This window comes from Hylemonella gracilis str. Niagara R (assembly GCF_000600295.1).
Taxonomy (GTDB): Bacteria; Pseudomonadota; Gammaproteobacteria; order Burkholderiales; family Burkholderiaceae_C; genus Hylemonella; species Hylemonella gracilis_A.
On the sequence record NZ_JEMG01000001.1, the window covers coordinates 561,491 to 579,673 of the forward strand.

The window sequence follows — 18,183 nt, forward strand, 5'->3', positions numbered from 1 at the left end:
AACACCATGTCTGACAAAGTCATCATCTCCTGCGCCGTGACTGGTTCGGTGCACACGCCCACCATGTCGCCCCACCTGGCGATCACGCCCGAGCAGATCGCCACCCAGGCCATCGAGGCGGCCGAGGCCGGTGCCGCCATCCTGCACCTGCACGCGCGCGACCCGCGCGACGGCCGGCCCACGCCGGACCCGGCGGTGTTCGACCAGTTCGTGCCCCGCATCAAGGCAGCCACCGATGCCGTCATCAACATCACCACCGGGGGCAGCACCCGCATGACCCTGGCCGAACGCCTGGCCTACCCGCTGCAGGCAGCGCCCGAGATGTGCTCGCTCAACATGGGCTCGATGAATTTCTCCATCCACCCCGTCGCGCGCAAGATCACGCAGTGGCAGCACGACTGGGAGCAGCCTTATGTGGAAGGCATGGAAGACCTGATCTTCCGCAACACCTTCGCCGACATCAAGCACATCCTCCAGGTGCTGGGCCGCGAGCGTGGCACCCGTTTCGAATTCGAGTGCTACGACGTGGGGCACCTCTACACCCTGGCCCACTTCCGCGACGAAGGCCTGATCGAGGGGCCCATCTTCCTGCAGTGCATCTTCGGCATCCTGGGCGGGCTCGGTGCCGACCCGGAGAACCTCGTGACCATGCGCAGCACAGCCGATCGACTGTTTGGCCGTGACGGGTATCGCTTCTCGGTGCTGGGCGCGGGGCGCCACCAGATGCCGCTGCTGACCATGGCCGCCGTCATGGGCGGCAATGTGCGCGTGGGCCTGGAAGACAGCCTCTACCTCGGCAAGGGAATGCTGGCCCGCAACTGCGCCGAGCAGGTGCGCAAGATCCGCCGCATCCTCGATGAGCTGTCGCTGGAGATCGCGACGCCCACCGAGGCCCGCGCCATGTTGAACCTGAAGGGCGCAGACGCCGTCAACTTCTGAACCTCACCATCTCCTCACGATTTCCTCAAGACCTTGATCATGAAAAAATTGCTGAACAACCGCGTCGCCATCGTCACCGGAGCCGGTGGCGGGCTGGGCCGCGCGCATGCGCTTGAACTCGCGCGCCACGGGGCGCGCGTGATCGTCAACGACATCGCGGGCGCCAACAACGGCGCGGCCGCGCGCGGCGTGGTGGACGCCATCCGCAACGCGGGCGGTGAAGCCCAATTGCACCTGGGCGACGTCACCCGCGCCGAGGACATGCAGGCCATGGCGGATCACGCCATGACGGTCTGGGGCCGCGTCGACATCCTGGTCAACAACGCCGGCATCCTGCGCGACAAGACCTTCGCCAAGATGCCGCTGGACGACTTCCGCCTGGTGCTGGAGGTGCATGTCATGGGCGCGGTCCACGCCACCAAGGCGGTGTGGGCGCAGATGCAGGCCCAGCAGTACGGGCGCGTCGTGATGACCACCTCGTCCTCCGGCCTGTATGGCAACTTCGGTCAGGCCAATTACGGCGCCGCCAAGATGGCCCTGGTCGGCCTGATGCAGACGCTGGCCCTGGAAGGCCTGAAGCACAACATCCGCGTCAATTGCCTGGCCCCGACGGCCGCGACCGGCATGACCCATGGGGTGCTTCCGCCCGCGGTGCTGGCCAGGATCGCGCCCGAGCAGGTCAGCCCGGCTTTGTTGCCCCTGGTGGCCGAGGACGCGCCCACCCGCATGATCCTGCTGGCCGGCGCGGGCAGCTTCGAGGCCGCCCACATCACGATGACCCAGGGCATCCACATCGCGGACGAGGCGGGCGCCGAAGTCGGCGAGTTGCTGCGCGAGCGTCTGGCGGACGTCCAGGACCGCAGCGGCGAACGCGTGCCGCAATCGGGCTGGGAGCAGTACGAGCACGAGCTGAACAAAGGCGTGGCCGCCGCGAGCGGCGCGCACAGCCCGCAGGCGCGGGAGCTTGCATCATGAACGGCGCGCTGCGAGGGCAGGTCGCCTGGGTCACGGGCGCTGGCTCGGGCATCGGGCTGGCGGGCGCGCAAGCCTTGGCCGCCGCCGGCGCGACGGTTGTGCTCTCGGGCCGCCGCGTCGCCGTGCTGGAGGCGGCCGCACAGACGATCCGCGCGCAAGGCGGCCGGGCCGAGGTGGAGGCGCTGGACGTGAGCGAGGCCGAGGCCGTCGCGGCGGCGGCCTCACGCATCCTCGCGCGCCACGCGGGGCGCATCGACCTGCTGCTCAACAGCGCCGGCACCAACACGCCGAAGCGCTTCTGGCGCGACCAGTCGGCGGAGGGCTGGCGGCAGGTGCTGGCCACCAACCTGGACAGCATCTTCTACACCACGCATGCCGTGCTGCCGGCCATGCGCACGCGCGGCAACGGCCTGGTGATCAACGTCTCCTCCTGGGCGGGTGTGCACCACCCCAAGCTCACGGGGCCGGCCTACAACGGCAGCAAGCATGCCGTCACCGCCATGACGGAAACCATCAACATGGAAGACGGGGTGCACGGCATTCGCGCCTGCTGCATTTGCCCGGCCGAGGTAGCCACGCCCATCCTGGACACCCGCCCGGTGCCGCCCAGCGCCCAGGAGCGCAGCCGCATGCTGCAGCCCGACGACCTGGGGCGGACCATCCGTTTCATCGCCGAGCTTCCGCCCGGGGTCTGCATCAACCAGCTGATCGTGAGCCCGACCTGGAACCGCATGTACGTGAACGACCTCTAGCGGGGTGGCCGATGCCGCCCAGTGTGGAGGCCGTGGTTTTCAATGGCGCGAGGGACAAACAGCCATGGACAGAGCAATCAAGGTGACCGTCATCGGCGCCGGCCTCATGGGGCATGGCATCGGGCAGGTGTTCGCGCGCGAGGGGCATGCCGTGGTGCTGAGCGACCCGGATGCTGCCGCCTTGGGCCGTGCCCTGGACAAGATGCGCCAGAACCTCGTCGACGACGGTGCCGACCCGGAGCGCGTGTTGTGCAATGTATCGACGGAAGTTGCCTTGGCACAGGCGGTTGCGCACGCTGATCTGGTCATCGAGGCGGTGCCCGAGCGTCTGGCGCTGAAGCAGCAGCTGTTCCAGGACCTGGCCGAAGCCGCGCCTGAACACGCCATCCTGGCGAGCAACACGTCCGTGATCCCTATCACGGACATCGGCGCCGGCCTGAGCGAGCACCCGCGTGGCCGCCTGGTCGGCACGCATTGGTGGAATCCGCCGCATCTGGTTCCGCTGGTCGAAGTGGTCCGCACGGCCCACACGCGCATGGACGTGTTTGAGCAGATGTACGCCTGGCTGGAAGCGGTGGGCAAGCGACCCGTCAAAGTCCACCGCGACGTGACGGGGTTCATCGGCAATCGCTTGCAGCACGCCATGTGGCGCGAAGCCATCGGCCTGGTCGAAGACGGGGTCTGCGACGCGGAAGCGATCGACCTGGTGGTCAAGAACAGCTTCGGCCTGCGTGGCCCCGTGCTCGGCCCCATGGAGAACGCCGACCTGGTTGGCCTGGAGCTGACTCGCGACGTGCACCGGGTCATGTTCCCCGCGCTCAGGACGGATGCCGAACCTTCTCCTTTGCTGGACAGACTCATCGCCCAGGGCCATCTGGGCATGAAGGCCGGACAGGGCTTGCGCAGCTGGACCGCCGAAAGTGCGGACCAGGTGCGCCTGGAACTTGCCCGGCACCTGCGGCGCATGACACGCAGCGAGGACCCCTGCACACAGATCCAAGCCACTCCTGGAAAACACCCGACTCGCTGACGCACCAGGACGCCGAGGCGCGCGAGCCATCCATGCAAGCAGTCATGAGCTAAGGAGACAACATGCACGACACCAACACACAGGCACAAGCAGAAGCAGCCGGGTTGCGCCGCAAGGGGCGAACCTGGGGGATCGGGGCGATCTGGGCAGCGTCGGCCATCGCGGTGATGCTGGCGCTGGGGTGCGCCCATCAGGCCGGCGATGCGCCGCTCACCCAGCGTTCGACCTCGGCCGGCATGGTTCTGGGTACGGAGCATCCCGCATCGGAGGGCGTGTACAGCTGGAAAGGCGTGCCCTACGCGCAAGCGCCGGTGGGCCCTTTGCGCTGGAAGGCGCCGGCCGATCCTGAGCCCTGGGCATCGGTGCGGCGCACCACGGAATTTGGCAACGCCTGCGTGCAGACCGGGCGCCTGTACGGGCCCGGCCTGAACAACCGCTACGACGCCACGATCGGTGCCGCGCTGGGCAAGACAGTGGGCTCCGAAGACTGCCTTTACCTGAACATCTGGCAGCCATCCAAACCCTCCAGCACACCACGCCCGGTGATCGTATGGGTCTACGGTGGTAGCAACATCACCGGCTACACGGCCGACCCGGTCTATGACGGCGCCATGCTGGCCAAGACGGCCGATGCCGTGGTGGTCTCGGTCAACTACCGGTTGGGCATCTTCGGCTTCCTGAACCTGGCGCCGCTCAAGACGGGCAACGCCGCCGACGACTCCGGCAACTTCGCCTTGCTGGACATCCTCAAGGCGTTGGAGTTCGTCCAACGCAACATCGCGAGTTTTGGGGGTGACCCCAGGCAGGTGACGCTGATGGGCGAATCCGCGGGCGCGGTCAACATCTATGCCTTGCTGACATCGCCCACGGTCGCAGCGCGGTCCACGCCCTTGTTCCATCGGCTCATCGCCTTGAGCGGTGGCATTTCCACGGCAGCCACGATGCCCGCCGGGTCCATCGCGGTGATTCAACCGTATGCCCTGTGGGCCGAACGCGGCAACGCCTTGCTGGCGGAATCGTTGGTGAGTGATGGTTCCGCGCCTGACGAAGCCGCCGCCAAGGCCTGGATGGCCGCGCGCTCACCCCAGCAGCTTGCAGACTACCTCCGCGGCAAAACCGCCGACGAACTGCTGGCCACGGTGCGCACCCGCTTGGCGCCACGCGGCATGGCAGCCTCCAATGTCATGCCCGACGGCGTGATCGTCGCGAGCGACCCCATTGCCGCCATCAAGGCCGGGCGCTACGTGAAGGTGCCGGTGCTGGCCGGCAACACCCGCGACGAGGGCAAGTTGTTCCCCAGCTTCTTTGCGCTGCGCCCCAGCCTGGGCGGCGTGAGCGGACGTCTGCTGGACGACGCGGCCGTTTTTGCCCTGGCCCACCGCTACCAGCCCGACCAGCCGCCCACCACCACGGTCGAGCAGTGGATACCACCGCAGTACCTGCCGGTGGACGTGCCCAAGACCGGCTTCAACGCGCGCAGCGAAGAACTCTCCAGAATCTGGTTCATGGCCTTGCGCGACGATGTGCTCAATGCGCTGAAGTCGCAGCAGGCCGGCGTGTGGCATTACCGCTTTGACTGGGACGAGCTGCCCGCGCCCTTCAACGACATCTACGGCGCCGCGCACGCCTTTGACCTGCCCTTTGTGTTCGGCAACTTCGGCCCCTCGCTGTACGCCAACATCTCCTTCACCAAGGCCAACGAGCCCGGTCGCCTGGCCTTGTCCCAGGCGATGATGCGCAGCGTCGGCAGGTTCGCGCGCCAAGGCGATCCCAACGAGGCCAGCCTGGGTGTCAGCTGGCCGCGCTGGCCGTCCTCGCTGATCTTCGACGCGACGCCTACGGACAAGCGCATCAGCGTCCAGTGACGGCTGGTGCGCGTCAGGCCGCCATGGCCACGCGCGGTGCGTGAGTCAGTCGCTCGAGAGCGATGCCTATGGCATCGTCATGAAACAGCGCGGTCTTGCGCTGCGCTGCAGCCGGCACGGGCCATCGGGTCAGCCCTTCGCGTACCGCCTCCACCGTGGGCGCCACGCCTTCCTTGGTCAGGAGCCAGTCCACGGTGGCCAGCAGCTCCATGCCGAAGGGCGACTCGAACCCGTCGATCAAGGAGGAGGTGTCTTCCAGCGCCTGCGCGTAGGCCTTGGCTTCGCTGCGCAGATAGGCCTGCACCAGTTCCTTGCGTTCGTCGTCAAACCAGATGACATCAAACGGGGTGGCGTCGGCAATGCGCTTTTCGCTGCGCAGATAGCTGCCATCCAGGCTGTTGAGCAGGTGTTTGAGCTTGGGCGCATAAGGCCCAAACTTGTTGGCCTCAAACTGGAGGTTGAGTGCTTTGTTGCCCGGCATGAGGCGTTCAACCGAACGTTCCAGAAACCAGGCCAACTTCTGAATCTCCAGCTGACTGCACTCCATGCCCAGCACCCAGTAGCGGCGCACCAGTTCGGCGATCAGCGCCCGTGCCGGGGTCAGTTGTTCCACGCCTGCACGCTTGGCCACGTTCTGGTACTGCTGGGTGGGCTCGAACACCGTGATCTCCACACCCGGCAAGTCACTCAGCACGCGCTCGATCTCGGTCTTGACCAATGGCCAATCCAACCCGCCATTGCCCGCGCCCAGCGGAGGAATGGCGATGGACTGCACCTGTTGATCTATCAGGAAGCGGCGCAGGTCTTGCAGGCCCTCGGTGATCCACTCCAGCCGGGACGGGGAGCGCCAATGCTGTTTGGTGGGGAAATTCACGATCCAGCGCGGACCGTCCAGCTCAGCCGGTTCGGTGACGAACATATGGCCGGTCTGTACCTGCCCTGCCTTGCAGGCGGCGGCGTATTGGCGGTAGTTGTCGTCAAAGCGCTCCTTGAACATGAGCGCGATGCCCTTGCCCATCACGCCCACGGTGTTCACTGTGTTCACCAGCGCCTGCGCGCGGGCTTCCAGCAGATTACCTGTTGTGAAATGGAGCATCAGAAATACCAGTCTGGGCGAGCATGGACCGGCAGATTCAGCCCTTGAGCTTGAACCCGCGCCTGTGCCAACATTTTGCCCTTTTCCGAGTGGCAGACAATCCCGATCAGTCCTGACACCGGACAGTGTTGGTGTACCAGCGCCTCAGCCTGGTAGCGCTCGAATTTGGCCGGGTCGTTCTCGTCGCGTTTGAAGTTCCGCGCTTGCAGAAGCTGCCAGTCCACCTTGTCCAGGTCATCCAAATTGTTGTAGTACCTGGCCCAGCGGTAATAGGCGTGCATATCGGTGAACAGAAACTGCAGACCCTGCTGTGCCACATGGCGCAGGCTGGATACCAGGATGATGATCTCGTCGTTGGGTCGCTGTGGCACCCCGCCCCAGCCGGTGTGGATGTTGCGCATCATCACCGAGAAGGGCGTGAAGTAGAACGGCACGTAGTCGTTCAAGAAACCTCCGGGCGGCACCGGCACGCGGTGTCGGGCCCGTTTGTCGATCAACTCCGGATTGCCGATGCTCACCCAGTTCGGCGCGCGCTGGGCGCCGTTGCCACAGTGCAGTCCGTGCTGCAAAACCCATGGCAGGTTGTCGCGGTGAATGATGCGCCAGATCAACGCCTTTTCAGGGTTGAGATTCGGGTAATGGTCAGGCATCCACTGGCTCCGGGGCTTCGACGCCTACGTTGACCGCAACGGTGCCGATGGACAGGTCTTGCTCTCCTCCACGTGGGGCAAAAAATGGCATGCGTTTGGTGGCGGGCATAACTGCAGATAGTACCCATTCGCTTGGCGCCCAGGCCGAAGCAAAACGCGCTCGCAGGCGCCGTACTCTGCAGGTCGGCGTCAGTGCAATCCATGACCAGGGCCTGCCCTGGTCATCAGTCATCAGGGTAAAGATTCAGGACGCTAAAGTCCGTGCCGGCCGCGCCCGCGCGCCGCGCAGCATCTCCACCAACTCCGCAGGTTCATCCGGCAGGGCGTCACCGCGCCAGACCACGTGCTGGTCGCTGCGGCACAGCAGCAGGGCGTGCCGGTAGGCCTCGGGCAGGTCGGCTTCGCCTTGCAGGTCCAGCACTTGCAGCGGCACGCCGCGCGCCTGGGCTGCGGCCAGCAGGGGCGCGGCGTCCACGCGGTTGTCAAACCGCAGCAGGGTGTAACCCGGGCCGAGGGCGTCGTAGAGCGAGCGGCCGTCGGCCAGCCAGAAATGCGGCGTGCGGCAGCCCGGCACCGTGGAGGGCGTGTAGCCCCCCATGGTGTAGCCCGGGGCCTCTTCGTCGTCGTCCGCCAGGATGGGCGAGCCCTGGTAGAAGTAGCCGTAGTTCAGGCCGGCGCAGCAGAACTGCTGCACATTGAGTTCGTACGCTTCCTTGCCAATCAGGGCGCGTGACTGTTGCCCGGCTTCGCTCCGTTCTTCGATGTCACCGGGCACGGCGCGGCGGGCCTTGATCATCTGCTGGGCGTGGTTCATCACGAAGCGCGAGACCTGCTCGGTGATGGGCTGGCGCTCGGCTTGGTAGGCGTCGAGGATGGCTTCGTCGGCCCAGCCTTGCAGGTGCGCGGCCAGCAGCCAGGACAGATTGAGCGCGTCGGCAATGCCCGCGTTCATGCCGTAACCCGCGTAAGGCACCCACAGGTGGGCCGCGTCGCCGGCGATGAAGACCCGGCCCTTGCGGAAATCCTGCGCCACCAGGCGACGCCCCACCCAGTCCTCCTTGGACACGACCTCGTAGGCGAAGTCCGGGCCGACGCCGAGGATGTGGCGGATCGACGCGTCGCGGTCCACCGAGTCGAACTCGGGCTCGTCCGCGTTCAGGTGGTTGTGCACCAGCCAGTTCTCTTGCCCGTCGATGGCGAACACCGTGCCGCAGCGCTGCGGGTTGACCGCGTAATAGCACCAGGCCGGTTTGCCGGGCAGCAGGGCCTTCAGGCCGGGCGCGCGGATGTGGGTGGATTGCACGCGCTGGATCAGCGCCGTGCCTTCGAGCTGCGTGCCCATCTGCTTGCGCACGGTGGAACTGCCACCGTCACAGCCCACGAGGTAAGGCGCGCGCAGGGTGGATTCCTCCCCGCTGTCGAGGTCACGCAAGCGGGCGAGCACCCCCTCGGCGCCTTGCGTGAAGTCCAGCAACTGCGTGCGGTTGCGCAGGGTCACGCCGGGCAGGGCCGCCGCGTGGTCCAGCAGGATGGGCTCCAGGTAGATCTGGTTGATGCGGTGCGGCGGCTCGGCCGTGGGCCACCAGGTGTCCGGCCCGCCGGTGGCCGTGTAGCGGTCGCGCCGGCAGGGGATGGGAATGCGCGTGAGCTCGATGCCCGTCATGCGGGTGCGGAACACCACGTCGTTCGGGTAGTCCTCGGGCAGGCCGGCCGCGCGCAGCTTGGCCGCCACGCCCAGGCGGCGGAACTGCTCCATGGTGCGCGAGGACACGTGGTTGCACTTGACGGGCGGCGGTTCGGCGTAGCGGCGCTGCTCGATCACGGTCACGCGCAGGCCGCGGCCGGCCAGGTCCATGGCCAGGGTCAGGCCCACGGGGCCGGCCCCCGCGATCAGTACGTCGGTGTCGTAGGCGTTCGTCATGGTTGTTCTTGAGGGTGGTCAGGCATCCATTGGACTCAATCCAAAAACTTAGGTAAATTCAATTTTTCATAATCAAATATGATTTTTGCTTATGAATAAGAAGCGCGCCTTCTCGCCCACGCTCAAGCAACTGCGGGCCTTCGTCGCGGTCTACCGCCTGGGCAAGCTCAGCGCGGCGGCCTCGCAACTCTTCATCACGCAGCCGGCGGTGAGCCTGCTGATCAAACAGATGGAGGAGGGTTTGGGCGAGCGCCTGTTTGACCGCAGCACCCGCTCTCTGCGGCCCACCTCCGCCGCGCACGAGGCGGTGCAGATGGCCGAGCGCATCCTGCGCGACCTGGACACCCTGGGCGCGGGCCTGCAGGACCTGACGGAGCTGCGTCGCGGCAGCGTCACCGTGGTCCTCACGCCCACGCTGGCCGAGATCCTGCTGCCGCCCGTGGTCCGCGCCTTCCGCGCGCAGTTCCCCGACATCCGCCTCGTCGTGGACGACTGCGCGCCGGACCAGTTCTATTCCCGCGTGATGAGCGAGCAGACCGACTTCGGCATCGGCGCGCCCGAACGCCTGGGGCCGGGCGTGGAACTGCAGACCCTGCTGCGCGACCACCTCAGCCTGGTCTGCCCGCGCGACCATCCCCTGGCCCAGCGCCGCACCCTGCGCTGGAAAGACCTGGACGGCCTGCCCCTCATGACCGTGCGCCCGGGTTACGGCATCCGCCCCCTGATCGAGCTCTCGGCCGCGCGCGCGGGCGTGCGACTCAACGTCACGCAGGAAGTGACCTTCCTCTCCACCGCCCTGTGGATGACGCGCAATGGCATGGAACCCGTCCTCATGCCCGCGGCCTACCTCACCGATGCCCGCGACCCCGACCTCGTCGCCAAGACCCTGACCGCGCCCAAGGTCTCGCGCGACATCCACCTGGTGCTCAAGCAAGGTCGTTCCCTCTCGGCCGCGGCGCGGCAGTTCATCACGGTGCTGCGCAAGACGCTGGCGGCGGGGTGATGGGGCCGCGCCCGTGGCGCCCGCATTGCACCGGGATCGGTCGCCGGTGAAAATGGGCCATGCAAAGCAAGACCTTCACCAGCGGCCGTTTTCGCCGTGCCGACTACGACGAAACCACCCAGCAGCTGGACCTGCACCGCGACGACAAGACGGTTCTGGCCTACAAACAGGTGCCGTTGGAGGTGTTCCGCCGCTTGTGCAGCGCGCCGAATCCGACGACGTATTGGGAGGATCGGATTGCGGAGGAATATCCGAAGGGTGTGCCGATGGTCAAGGTCGAAGGCGCGGACGATGCGGCGCGGAAGTTCAAGGATCTGTTTGGCAGTGGAGAATGACTTGGTCTGATTTGACGATCTATCTGACTGGGGCGGTCTGACCCTAAGTATCAGCAATCGGGTCCCGATAAACTCTGACAAGATCGTACTGTTCGCGGGAAAAGATACTTTGGCGCTGCTCAACCCTGGCGCCGACAAGGGAAGCCGTTTGGACAAGAAGAAGCTATCCGAGGCCGATATCTGTGAGAAGTTCATCTCGCCCGCGCTCCAGCAGGCGGGCTGGGACGCTGTCGAGCAGGTCTTCCGGGAGTACACGCTTCGCCCTGGCCGCGTCGTGGTTCGTGGCCGTCAGGCTGCGCGAGACAAGCGTTCCGTCCTCCGCGCCGACTACGTACTTTTTTATAAGTCCAACCCGCTGGTCGTCATCGAGGCCAAGGACAACCACCACGCCATTGGCGCTGGCATGGACCAAGCCATCCACTACGCCGAATTGCTGGACGTGCCTTTCGCGCTGTCCACCAATGGCGACGGCTTTGTCTTCCGCGATGCCACCCTGACCACGGGCGTGCTGGAGAGCAACCTGGCCTTGGACCAGTTCCCCTCGCCGCAAGACCTCTGGAACCGGTACTGCGCCTGGAAAGGCTGGTCGCCAGCCGTGCGCCAGGTCGCGGAGTACCCCTACGCACCGAGCAAGACTCCACGCTATTACCAGATCAACGCCATCAACCGCACCGTCGAGGCCATCGCTCAGGGGCAGAACCGCATCCTGCTCGTCATGGCCACGGGCACGGGAAAGACCTACACCGCCTTCCAAATCATCTGGCGGCTGTGGAAGAGCGGGGCCAAGAAGCGCATCCTCTATCTGGCCGACCGCAACATCCTGATCGACCAGACCATGGTGAACGACTTCCGTCCGTTCAAAGGTGCCATGGCCAAGCTCAGCCCCAATGCCAAGGGTGTCGAGCGTGTGGATGCCGAAACAGGCAAGCAGTTCATCGAACACCTGGACTTGGCTGTCAACAAGACCAGCAAGCTGGTCGACAAGTCCTACGAGATTTACTTGTCTCTCTACCAGGCTGTCTCAGGCACCGAGGAAGAGGCGAACATTTACAAGCAGTTCTCGCCGGACTTCTTCGATCTCATCATCGTGGATGAGTGCCACCGTGGCAGTGCAGATGCTGACTCGGCTTGGCGCGAAATTCTTTCTTACTTCAGCACTGCGACACAGATCGGCTTGACCGCCACGCCCAAGGAGACCAAGGACGTTTCCAACATCGAGTACTTTGGTGAGCCGGTTTACCAGTACTCCTTGCGCCAAGGTATTGAAGACGGCTACCTGGCGCCCTACAAGGTCATCCGCGTCGATCTGGACAAAGACACTTTCGGTTGGCGCCCTACTGTCGGCATGAAAGATAAGGCCGGCAACCTTATCGAAGATCGCATTTACAACGCGACGGACATGAACCGCACCTTGGTGCTGGAGCGGCGCGACGAGGTGGTGGCTGCCAAGATCACCGAATACCTCAAGGCCACCCACCGCTACGACAAGACCATCGTCTTCTGCGAAGACGTGGACCACGCCAGCCGCATGCGCCAGGCCCTGGCCAACGCCAATGCCGACCTCTGCAAAGACAACCCCAAGTACGTCGTCCAGATCACCGGCGATAACGCCGAGGGTAAGCTGGAGTTGGACAACTTCATCGACCCGGAGAAAACCTACCCCGTCATCGCCACCACCTCCAAACTCATGAGCACGGGCGTAGATGCACAAACCTGCAAGCTCATCGTGCTGGACCAGAACATCAAATCCATGACGCTGTTCAAGCAGATCATTGGCCGTGGCACCCGCCTGCGCGAAGACCTGGGCAAGACCTGGTTCACCATCCTGGACTTCAAGCGGGCCACCGACATCTTTGCCGACGAGAAGTTCGACGGTGACCCGGTCCAGATTTACGAACCCAAGGGTGATGACCCCGTGGCGCCGCCCGAGCCGCCGCCGGGCTCACCGGGTAAGCCAGGCGGCCCCGAAGTGGGCGGCAGTCCACCCACCGGACCGACAACCGTTGGTCCCGGTGAAGGTGGCGTCCAAATCAAGCGGTACATCGTGGACGGCCGAGTCAACGTTTCCGTGGCCCGCGAGCGTGTGCAGTACCTCAACGCCCAGGGCAAGCTCATCACCGAAAGCCTGCGCGACTACACACGCATCAACCTGCTGGCCAAGTACAGCTCGTTGGACCAATTCCTCCAGGCGTGGAACGATGCCGAGCGCAAAGAGGCGCTGCTCCAGGAGCTGGAAGGTTACGGTGTGCTGTTTGATGCGCTGGCGGAGGACGTGGGCAAAGACCTGGACCCTTTTGACCTGCTCATCCATGTGGCCTGGAACATGCCGCCGCTGACCCGCCGCGAGCGAGCCAACCGCGTCAAGAAGCGCAATGTCTTCACCAAATACGGCCCCACCGCGCGCAAGGTGCTGGACGCCTTGATCGACAAATACGCCGACCAAGGCGTGCAAACCATCGAAAGCATGGACGTGCTCAGCGTTCCGCCTTTGACCGACCTGGGAACGCCTGTCGAGTTGGTGCGCAGCTTCGGTGGCAAAGACCAGTATCTCCAAGCCCTGCAACTGCTGGAGTCCGAGCTTTACTCGGCTCGCCCCAACTGATCGTTTGTTCTTTTTATCGCGTAAGTAAGTTAGTAAGTCTGAATGTCCAATCTCTCCGCCGTCATCAAATCCATCCAAGACATCATGCGCCAGGACAGTGGCGTGGATGGTGATGCACAACGTATCTCTCAGCTCACCTGGCTGCTCTTCCTCAAGGTTTTCGACGCCCAGGAGGAAGAGCTGGAAATCACCCGCGACAAGTACAAAAGCCCCATCCCTGAGCACCTGCGTTGGCGCAACTGGGCCAGCAACCCCGAGGGCATCACCGGCGAGGCGCTGCTGGATTTTGTGAACAGCCAACTCTTCCCCAAGCTCAAGGCGCTTCCGGGCGATGCCGAACGCAACCCCCGTGGCTTCGTGGTGCGCAGTGTGTTTGAAGATGCCTTCAATTACATGAAGAGCGGCCAGCTCCTGCGCCAGGTCATCAACAAGCTCAACGCCATTGACTTCAACCGCCAGGCCGAACGCCACCAGTTCAACGACCTGTACGAAAAGATCCTCAAAGACCTGCAGTCCGCCGGCAACGCGGGTGAGTTCTACACCCCGCGCGCCGTGACCCAGTTCATGGTGGACATGGTCAACCCCAAGCTGGGCGAAGTGGTGCTGGACCCCGCCTGTGGCACCGGCGGCTTCCTGGTCTGCGCCCTGGAGCACCTGCGCAAGCAGGTGAAGAACGAGCAGGACCAAGCCACCTTGCAGCGCAGCGTGCGCGGTGTGGAGAAGAAGCAGCTCCCGCACATGCTCTGCACCACGAACATGATGCTGCACGGCGTCGAGGTCCCCAGCCAGATCACGCACGACAACACACTCACCCGACCGCTGCGCGACTACGGCGCTGCCGACCGGGTAGACGTGATCATCACCAACCCGCCCTTCGGTGGCGTGGAGGAGCCGGGCACGGAGAACAACTTCCCCGCCGACGTTCGCACCAAGGAGACGGCAGACCTCTTTCTCGTGCTCATCAAGCACCTGCTCAAGGCCCATGGCCGTGCTGCCCTGGTGCTGCCGGATGGCACCCTGTTCGGGGAAGGTGTCAAGACCCGCATCAAAGAGCAGCTCCTACAAGAGTGCAACCTGCACACCATCGTGCGCCTGCCCAACGGCGTGTTCAGTCCTTACACCGGTATCAAGACCAATCTGTTGTTTTTTACCAAGGGCCAGCCCACCCAAGAGATTTGGTACTACGAGCACCAGTACCCTGCAGGCGCCAAGAACTACAACAAGACCAAGCCCATCCGCATCGAAGAGTTCGACGTGGAGAAAGCCTGGTGGGGCAGCGAGGCCGATGGTTTTGCCAGCCGGGTGGAGAACGAGTTCGCCTGGAAGGTCAGCATCGACGCCATCAAGGCCGCTGGCTACAACCTGGACCAGAAGAACCCGCACGCGGGGCCGGAGGTCAGCCACGACCCGCAGGAGCTGTTGGCCGACTACCAGCGCTTGCAGGCCGAGGCGCAGGCGCTGCGCGACCAGCTCAAGGCCATCCTGGCGCAGTCGTTGGAGGGGGCGAAGTGAGCGAAGCGACGCTGCTGAAGAGCTTTAACCTGCTGGCTACTTCGTCGGGAGGAGTCACTCGCCTTCGAGAACTCGTAGTCCAGATCGGCATGGCTGGGGGGCTTGTTCGCCATGTAGGTACAGCTACCTCGCGGCGATTGGGGGAAATTGCTGAGTTTGTAATGGGGCAGGCGCCACCGGGAAATACCTGCAATTCGACCGGAGATGGAACGATTTTCGTAAAGACAGGTGAGTTTGGTCAGCTATATCCGGTAGTTCGTGAGTGGACCACGCAACCATTGAAATTCGCGCGCCTGGGCGACGTCTTGATTTGTGTCGTTGGTGCAACTATCGGGAAACTGAATCTGGCCATCGATTGTGCAATAGGGCGAAGTGTTGCTGCAATTCGACCGGGTACTGATCTCGATACAAAGTATCTCTACTATGCGTTGATGCCATACACGTTGTCGCTGCGACGCGATTCGAGGGGGTCGGCACAGGGGGTGATCGGGCGCTCCGAGTTGTCGGCAATTGATCTGCGCTTCCCTTCGATTCAAGAGCAGCAGCAAATTGTTCTCCGCGTCGAAGAGTTGATGAAACTCTGCGACGCCTTGGAAGAAAAGGGCCGCCTAGCCGAAGAACAACACACTCGGCTCACAGCCACCCTGTTCGACACCCTGGCAAACAGCGAGTCCGCCCACGCCCTGGCCGAGAACTGGAAGCTCGTCGCCGAACACTTCGACCTGCTGCTCGACCGCCCCGAAGCCGTCGATGCCTTGGAGCAAACCATTCTCCAGCTCGCCGTGCGCGGCCTGCTCGTGCCTCAAGATCCGAAGGACGAACCGGCCAGCGAGCTGCTCAAGAAGATTCGGGCAGAGAAGGATCGTCTGATCGCCGAGGGAAAGATCAAACGCGACAAGCCACTACCGCCAATTCCCGAAGAGGAAAAACCATTTGAGTTGCCACAAGGCTGGGAGTGGGTCCGGTTTGATGAATTGATTCATCCTTTGAAGCCCATTGCGTACGGGGTCCTTGTTCCGGGTCCAGATGTGTCTACCGGGATTCCATTCGTAAGAATCGCCGATCTTTCCTTGAGTGACCCACCGGTACAACCTGAGAAGGCGATCGGCCACGAGGTTGACGCGAAATTTCAGCGGACACGACTGGAAGGGGGCGAGATATTGATGGGTGTGGTCGGTAGTATTGGTAAGCTGGGCATCGCTCCGTCATCTTGGGCAGGCGCCAATATTGCTCGTGCAATCTGTCGAATAGTTCCAGCTGATAGCGGACTGCATGATTTTGTGCTCTTCCTGCTTCAGACGAAGTTCATGCAAGATTGCTTCGCAGGAGACACTAGAACCCTGGCTCAGCCAACATTGAATGTTGGTCTGATCAGGGCAGCGCTTACACCAATCCCTCCCCCAGCGGAGCAATCTCGCATCGTCGCACGCGTCGCCTCTTTGCGGACTCTGTGTGCAGACCTGCGTAAGCGCCTTTCTTCAGCGCGAGAGCGTCAGTCTCAACTCGCGCAGGTTTTGATAGAGCAACCGCTAACCGGTATTGTCTAAAAAGCGCTGCATCTAGCCAAATGCCGTCACTATCGATTTTCACAAGGGATTTTCCGTGAAGCCTTTGCCCATTGAGTTCGAGGCAACCGCATCGTTTTGCTACAAGTTCGCGCGGTATCACTTGTTGCATGAGCTGGCCCAAGAACCTGAAGCCTTGACGGGGGAGCCCTTCAAGTTGAACCCCGTGATCACCCGAGTCATGAGTCGGTATCTGACTGAGCAACAGATGAGCCTCAGTTACCCGGCGCGGGACACGGAAGGCAAGGTACAGCAGGTGGGTGCGGCCATCCGGTTCTTTACATCGTTGCGTGCGAAGCGCGGCAACGATTCGCCCTTTGTCTGGCTGGGTCAGTCCGGGATGTATCGCCTCAAGTCAGACACAGAGCTGACGCAAGAGGCGGCAGAGGACGAAGACGAGGCCGTTGAAGACCAACCGGATCTGGAATTCGACGGTTGGATATATGCCTTCACCTTCCCGGCAATCAAAGCCGTGCAACGACCTTTCCCAATCAAGGTCGGGTTCACAACAGCCATGGATGTCGAAACGCGCGTGTTTGGTCAGTGCAAGGGCGCAGGCTTCTTCGAGAGTCCCGAAATTCTGGGGCGCTGGCAAGTCAAACGCGTCGTCCAGGTTGAAGATGCCATTCACGCCGTGCTCAAGGCGCGAGGCCGCTGGAAAGAGGACGCGCCGGGCGATGAGTGGTTCATCACCACCCTCGACGAAGTTCAATCCATTTTGCGTTTTATCAACACTTAGCAGCCAGCTGGAGGTGCTGTGCGTCTCACAGCGGCTCCCCGCCCTCGTTGAGGATATTCAGGTAGGCGTCGTACACGAACACCCGGTTGCGGCGCTGGCCGGTCATTTCGCGGGCCAGACCGATGTTCACCAGGGTCTGCATGGCTTTGGAGGCAGTGGGGAAGGACATGCCGTTCTGGGCGCAGAGTTGCTTGAGGCTGCACAGGGGCCGCTGGCGCAAGGCGTCCAGAACGCGCAGCACATTGGGCGCGGCGCGGGTGCCTAGCGCGGCCACGCGCTGCGTGTCTTGTTGGAACAGTGTCACCAGACGCCGGGCCGTCTGCACCGCGCCTTGGGCGGTGGCTTCCACGCCTTCCAGGAAGAAGTCCACCCAGGCTTCCCAATCACCGTGGGTGCGCACCCGGTCGAGCAACTCGTAGTACACGGCGCGGTGTTGCTTGAAATACAGGCTCAGGTAGAGCAGGGGCTCGGCCAGCAGGCCGCCGTGGTGTAACTGCAGGGCGATCAGCAGGCGGCCCAAGCGGCCGTTGCCATCCAAGAAGGGGTGGATGGTTTCGAACTGCACATGCGCCAGTGCGGCGGTGATGAGCACGGGCATGGGCGCTTCCTGCTGGTGCAGGAATTTCTCCAGGGCGCTCATGCAGGCTTCCACCTCTTGTGGTGGCGGTGGCACGAAGCGGGCGTTGCCGGGTCGGGTGCCGCCTATCCAGTTCTGCGAGCGGCGGAACTCTCCCGGAGCCTTGTCGCTGCCGCGTCCGCGCCCCATCAAGTGTTGGTGCATGTCGCGCAGCAGCCGGTTGCACAGCGGAAAGCCTTCGCGCAGCCGCGCCATGCCATGCTCCAGCGCCGCCACGTAGTTGGAGACTTCCACCACGTCGTCAAAGGGCACGCCGGGCAGTTCGTCCAGCTCGAACAGGAGAAGGTCAGACAGCGAAGACTGCGTGCCTTCGATCTGCGAGGACAGCACGGCCTCGCGCCGGACATAGGCATAGAGGAAGAGCTTGGGGTCGGGCAGCAGCAGGCAGACGCTGTCCAGGCGGCCGATGGCCAGGGTTGCGCGTTCCAAAAGGGCCTGGCGTGCGCCGCTGATGTCCAAAGCGGGTGCAGGGGGCAATGGGTGCGGCACAAAGGCGCGCACGGTTTCACCACCCGCGATGCTGTGGGCGTAGATGCCGCTGGCCTGTCGTTCCATGGGGGCT

The 18,183-nt window shown here is 63.6% G+C and carries 15 protein-coding genes; 11 read left to right on the forward strand and 4 right to left on the reverse strand.

Translation table 11 applies throughout. The features are described from left to right. Positions 1–6: 6 nt before the first annotated feature. From AZ34_RS02605 to AZ34_RS02625, 5 genes are all read left to right on the forward strand, one after another. Positions 7–939 carry a 3-keto-5-aminohexanoate cleavage protein gene (locus tag AZ34_RS02605; protein WP_035604501.1) on the forward strand — a complete coding sequence of 311 codons (933 nt, stop codon included), beginning with the start codon at positions 7–9 and terminating at the stop codon, positions 937–939. A gap of 39 nt (positions 940–978) precedes the next feature. Then, positions 979–1,914, forward strand: a complete 936-nt coding sequence (locus tag AZ34_RS02610) for an SDR family NAD(P)-dependent oxidoreductase (RefSeq protein WP_035610681.1) — start codon at positions 979–981, stop codon at positions 1,912–1,914. Then, positions 1,911–2,666: an SDR family oxidoreductase gene (locus AZ34_RS02615; RefSeq protein WP_035604504.1), complete on the forward strand. Its 756-nt coding sequence runs from the start codon at positions 1,911–1,913 to the stop codon at positions 2,664–2,666. The genes AZ34_RS02610 and AZ34_RS02615 overlap by 4 nt, the downstream gene beginning before the upstream one ends. A gap of 64 nt (positions 2,667–2,730) precedes the next feature. After that, positions 2,731–3,696 carry a 3-hydroxyacyl-CoA dehydrogenase family protein gene (locus AZ34_RS02620; protein ID WP_051509473.1) on the forward strand — a complete coding sequence of 322 codons (966 nt, stop codon included), beginning with the start codon at positions 2,731–2,733 and terminating at the stop codon, positions 3,694–3,696. 62 nt (positions 3,697–3,758) lie between these two features. Then, a complete protein-coding gene (locus AZ34_RS02625) occupies positions 3,759–5,561 on the forward strand; it encodes a carboxylesterase/lipase family protein (RefSeq protein ID WP_081767046.1) in 1,803 nt (600 codons plus the stop codon). Positions 5,562–5,574: 13 nt separating this feature from the next. On the opposite strand, the gene AZ34_RS02630 is transcribed toward AZ34_RS02625, so the two are convergent. From AZ34_RS02630 to AZ34_RS02640, 3 genes are all read right to left on the reverse strand, one after another. After that, the gene (locus tag AZ34_RS02630) at positions 5,575–6,657 is read right to left on the reverse strand and encodes a macro domain-containing protein (RefSeq protein ID WP_035604507.1); all 1,083 of its coding nucleotides are present in this window, start codon (positions 6,655–6,657) and stop codon (positions 5,575–5,577) included. Beyond that, complete coding sequence (locus AZ34_RS02635) at positions 6,657–7,307, reverse strand: DUF4433 domain-containing protein (RefSeq protein ID WP_035604510.1); 651 nt, start codon at positions 7,305–7,307, stop codon at positions 6,657–6,659. Before AZ34_RS02635 ends, AZ34_RS02630 begins: the two co-directional genes overlap by 1 nt. Before the next feature lie 244 nt (positions 7,308–7,551). Further along, complete coding sequence (locus AZ34_RS02640) at positions 7,552–9,228, reverse strand: FAD-dependent oxidoreductase (RefSeq protein WP_035604512.1); 1,677 nt, start codon at positions 9,226–9,228, stop codon at positions 7,552–7,554. A 91-nt stretch (positions 9,229–9,319) separates the two neighbouring features. Here AZ34_RS02640 and AZ34_RS02645 point away from each other — a divergent pair, with 91 nt between their 5' ends. The 6 genes from AZ34_RS02645 to AZ34_RS02670 all read left to right on the forward strand — a co-directional run bounded on the left by AZ34_RS02645 (position 9,320) and on the right by AZ34_RS02670 (position 16,984). Next, on the forward strand, positions 9,320–10,231 hold the full coding sequence (locus tag AZ34_RS02645; RefSeq protein ID WP_035604515.1) for a LysR family transcriptional regulator: 912 nt from the start codon (positions 9,320–9,322) through the stop codon (positions 10,229–10,231). Between the two features lie 59 nt (positions 10,232–10,290). Continuing rightward, positions 10,291–10,566: a KTSC domain-containing protein gene (locus AZ34_RS02650; protein ID WP_035604522.1), complete on the forward strand. Its 276-nt coding sequence runs from the start codon at positions 10,291–10,293 to the stop codon at positions 10,564–10,566. A 148-nt stretch (positions 10,567–10,714) separates the two neighbouring features. Then, positions 10,715–13,168, forward strand: a complete 2,454-nt coding sequence (gene hsdR / locus AZ34_RS02655; RefSeq protein ID WP_035610687.1) for an EcoAI/FtnUII family type I restriction enzme subunit R — start codon at positions 10,715–10,717, stop codon at positions 13,166–13,168. Between the two features lie 42 nt (positions 13,169–13,210). Further along, positions 13,211–14,680 (forward strand): type I restriction-modification system subunit M, encoded by a 1,470-nt coding sequence (locus AZ34_RS02660; RefSeq protein ID WP_035604523.1) that lies wholly within the window; start codon positions 13,211–13,213, stop codon positions 14,678–14,680. After that, the gene (locus AZ34_RS02665) at positions 14,677–16,227 is read left to right on the forward strand and encodes a restriction endonuclease subunit S (protein WP_081767047.1); all 1,551 of its coding nucleotides are present in this window, start codon (positions 14,677–14,679) and stop codon (positions 16,225–16,227) included. Before AZ34_RS02660 ends, AZ34_RS02665 begins: the two co-directional genes overlap by 4 nt. 55 nt (positions 16,228–16,282) lie before the next feature. Further along, positions 16,283–16,984 (forward strand): GIY-YIG nuclease family protein, encoded by a 702-nt coding sequence (locus AZ34_RS02670; protein ID WP_155831703.1) that lies wholly within the window; start codon positions 16,283–16,285, stop codon positions 16,982–16,984. A 25-nt stretch (positions 16,985–17,009) separates the two neighbouring features. On the opposite strand, the gene AZ34_RS02675 is transcribed toward AZ34_RS02670, so the two are convergent. Then, positions 17,010–18,176 (reverse strand): Fic family protein, encoded by a 1,167-nt coding sequence (locus tag AZ34_RS02675; protein ID WP_035604527.1) that lies wholly within the window; start codon positions 18,174–18,176, stop codon positions 17,010–17,012. Between the last annotated feature and the right edge of the window lie 7 nt (positions 18,177–18,183).

Excerpts from the sequence above, each read along its gene's own strand:
- AZ34_RS02605 (WP_035604501.1), top strand. The coding sequence starts at position 7 with ATGTCTGACAAAGTCATCATCTCCTGCGCCGTGACTGGTTCGGTGCAC.
- AZ34_RS02610 (WP_035610681.1), top strand. The coding sequence starts at position 979 with ATGAAAAAATTGCTGAACAACCGCGTCGCCATCGTCACCGGAGCCGGT.
- AZ34_RS02615 (WP_035604504.1), top strand. The coding sequence starts at position 1,911 with ATGAACGGCGCGCTGCGAGGGCAGGTCGCCTGGGTCACGGGCGCTGGC.
- AZ34_RS02620 (WP_051509473.1), top strand. The coding sequence starts at position 2,731 with ATGGACAGAGCAATCAAGGTGACCGTCATCGGCGCCGGCCTCATGGGG.
- AZ34_RS02625 (WP_081767046.1), top strand. The coding sequence starts at position 3,759 with ATGCACGACACCAACACACAGGCACAAGCAGAAGCAGCCGGGTTGCGC.
- AZ34_RS02630 (WP_035604507.1), bottom strand. The coding sequence starts at position 6,657 with ATGCTCCATTTCACAACAGGTAATCTGCTGGAAGCCCGCGCGCAGGCG.
- AZ34_RS02635 (WP_035604510.1), bottom strand. The coding sequence starts at position 7,307 with ATGCCTGACCATTACCCGAATCTCAACCCTGAAAAGGCGTTGATCTGG.
- AZ34_RS02640 (WP_035604512.1), bottom strand. The coding sequence starts at position 9,228 with ATGACGAACGCCTACGACACCGACGTACTGATCGCGGGGGCCGGCCCC.
- AZ34_RS02645 (WP_035604515.1), top strand. The coding sequence starts at position 9,320 with ATGAATAAGAAGCGCGCCTTCTCGCCCACGCTCAAGCAACTGCGGGCC.
- AZ34_RS02650 (WP_035604522.1), top strand. The coding sequence starts at position 10,291 with ATGCAAAGCAAGACCTTCACCAGCGGCCGTTTTCGCCGTGCCGACTAC.
- AZ34_RS02660 (WP_035604523.1), top strand. The coding sequence starts at position 13,211 with ATGTCCAATCTCTCCGCCGTCATCAAATCCATCCAAGACATCATGCGC.
- AZ34_RS02675 (WP_035604527.1), bottom strand. The coding sequence starts at position 18,176 with ATGGAACGACAGGCCAGCGGCATCTACGCCCACAGCATCGCGGGTGGT.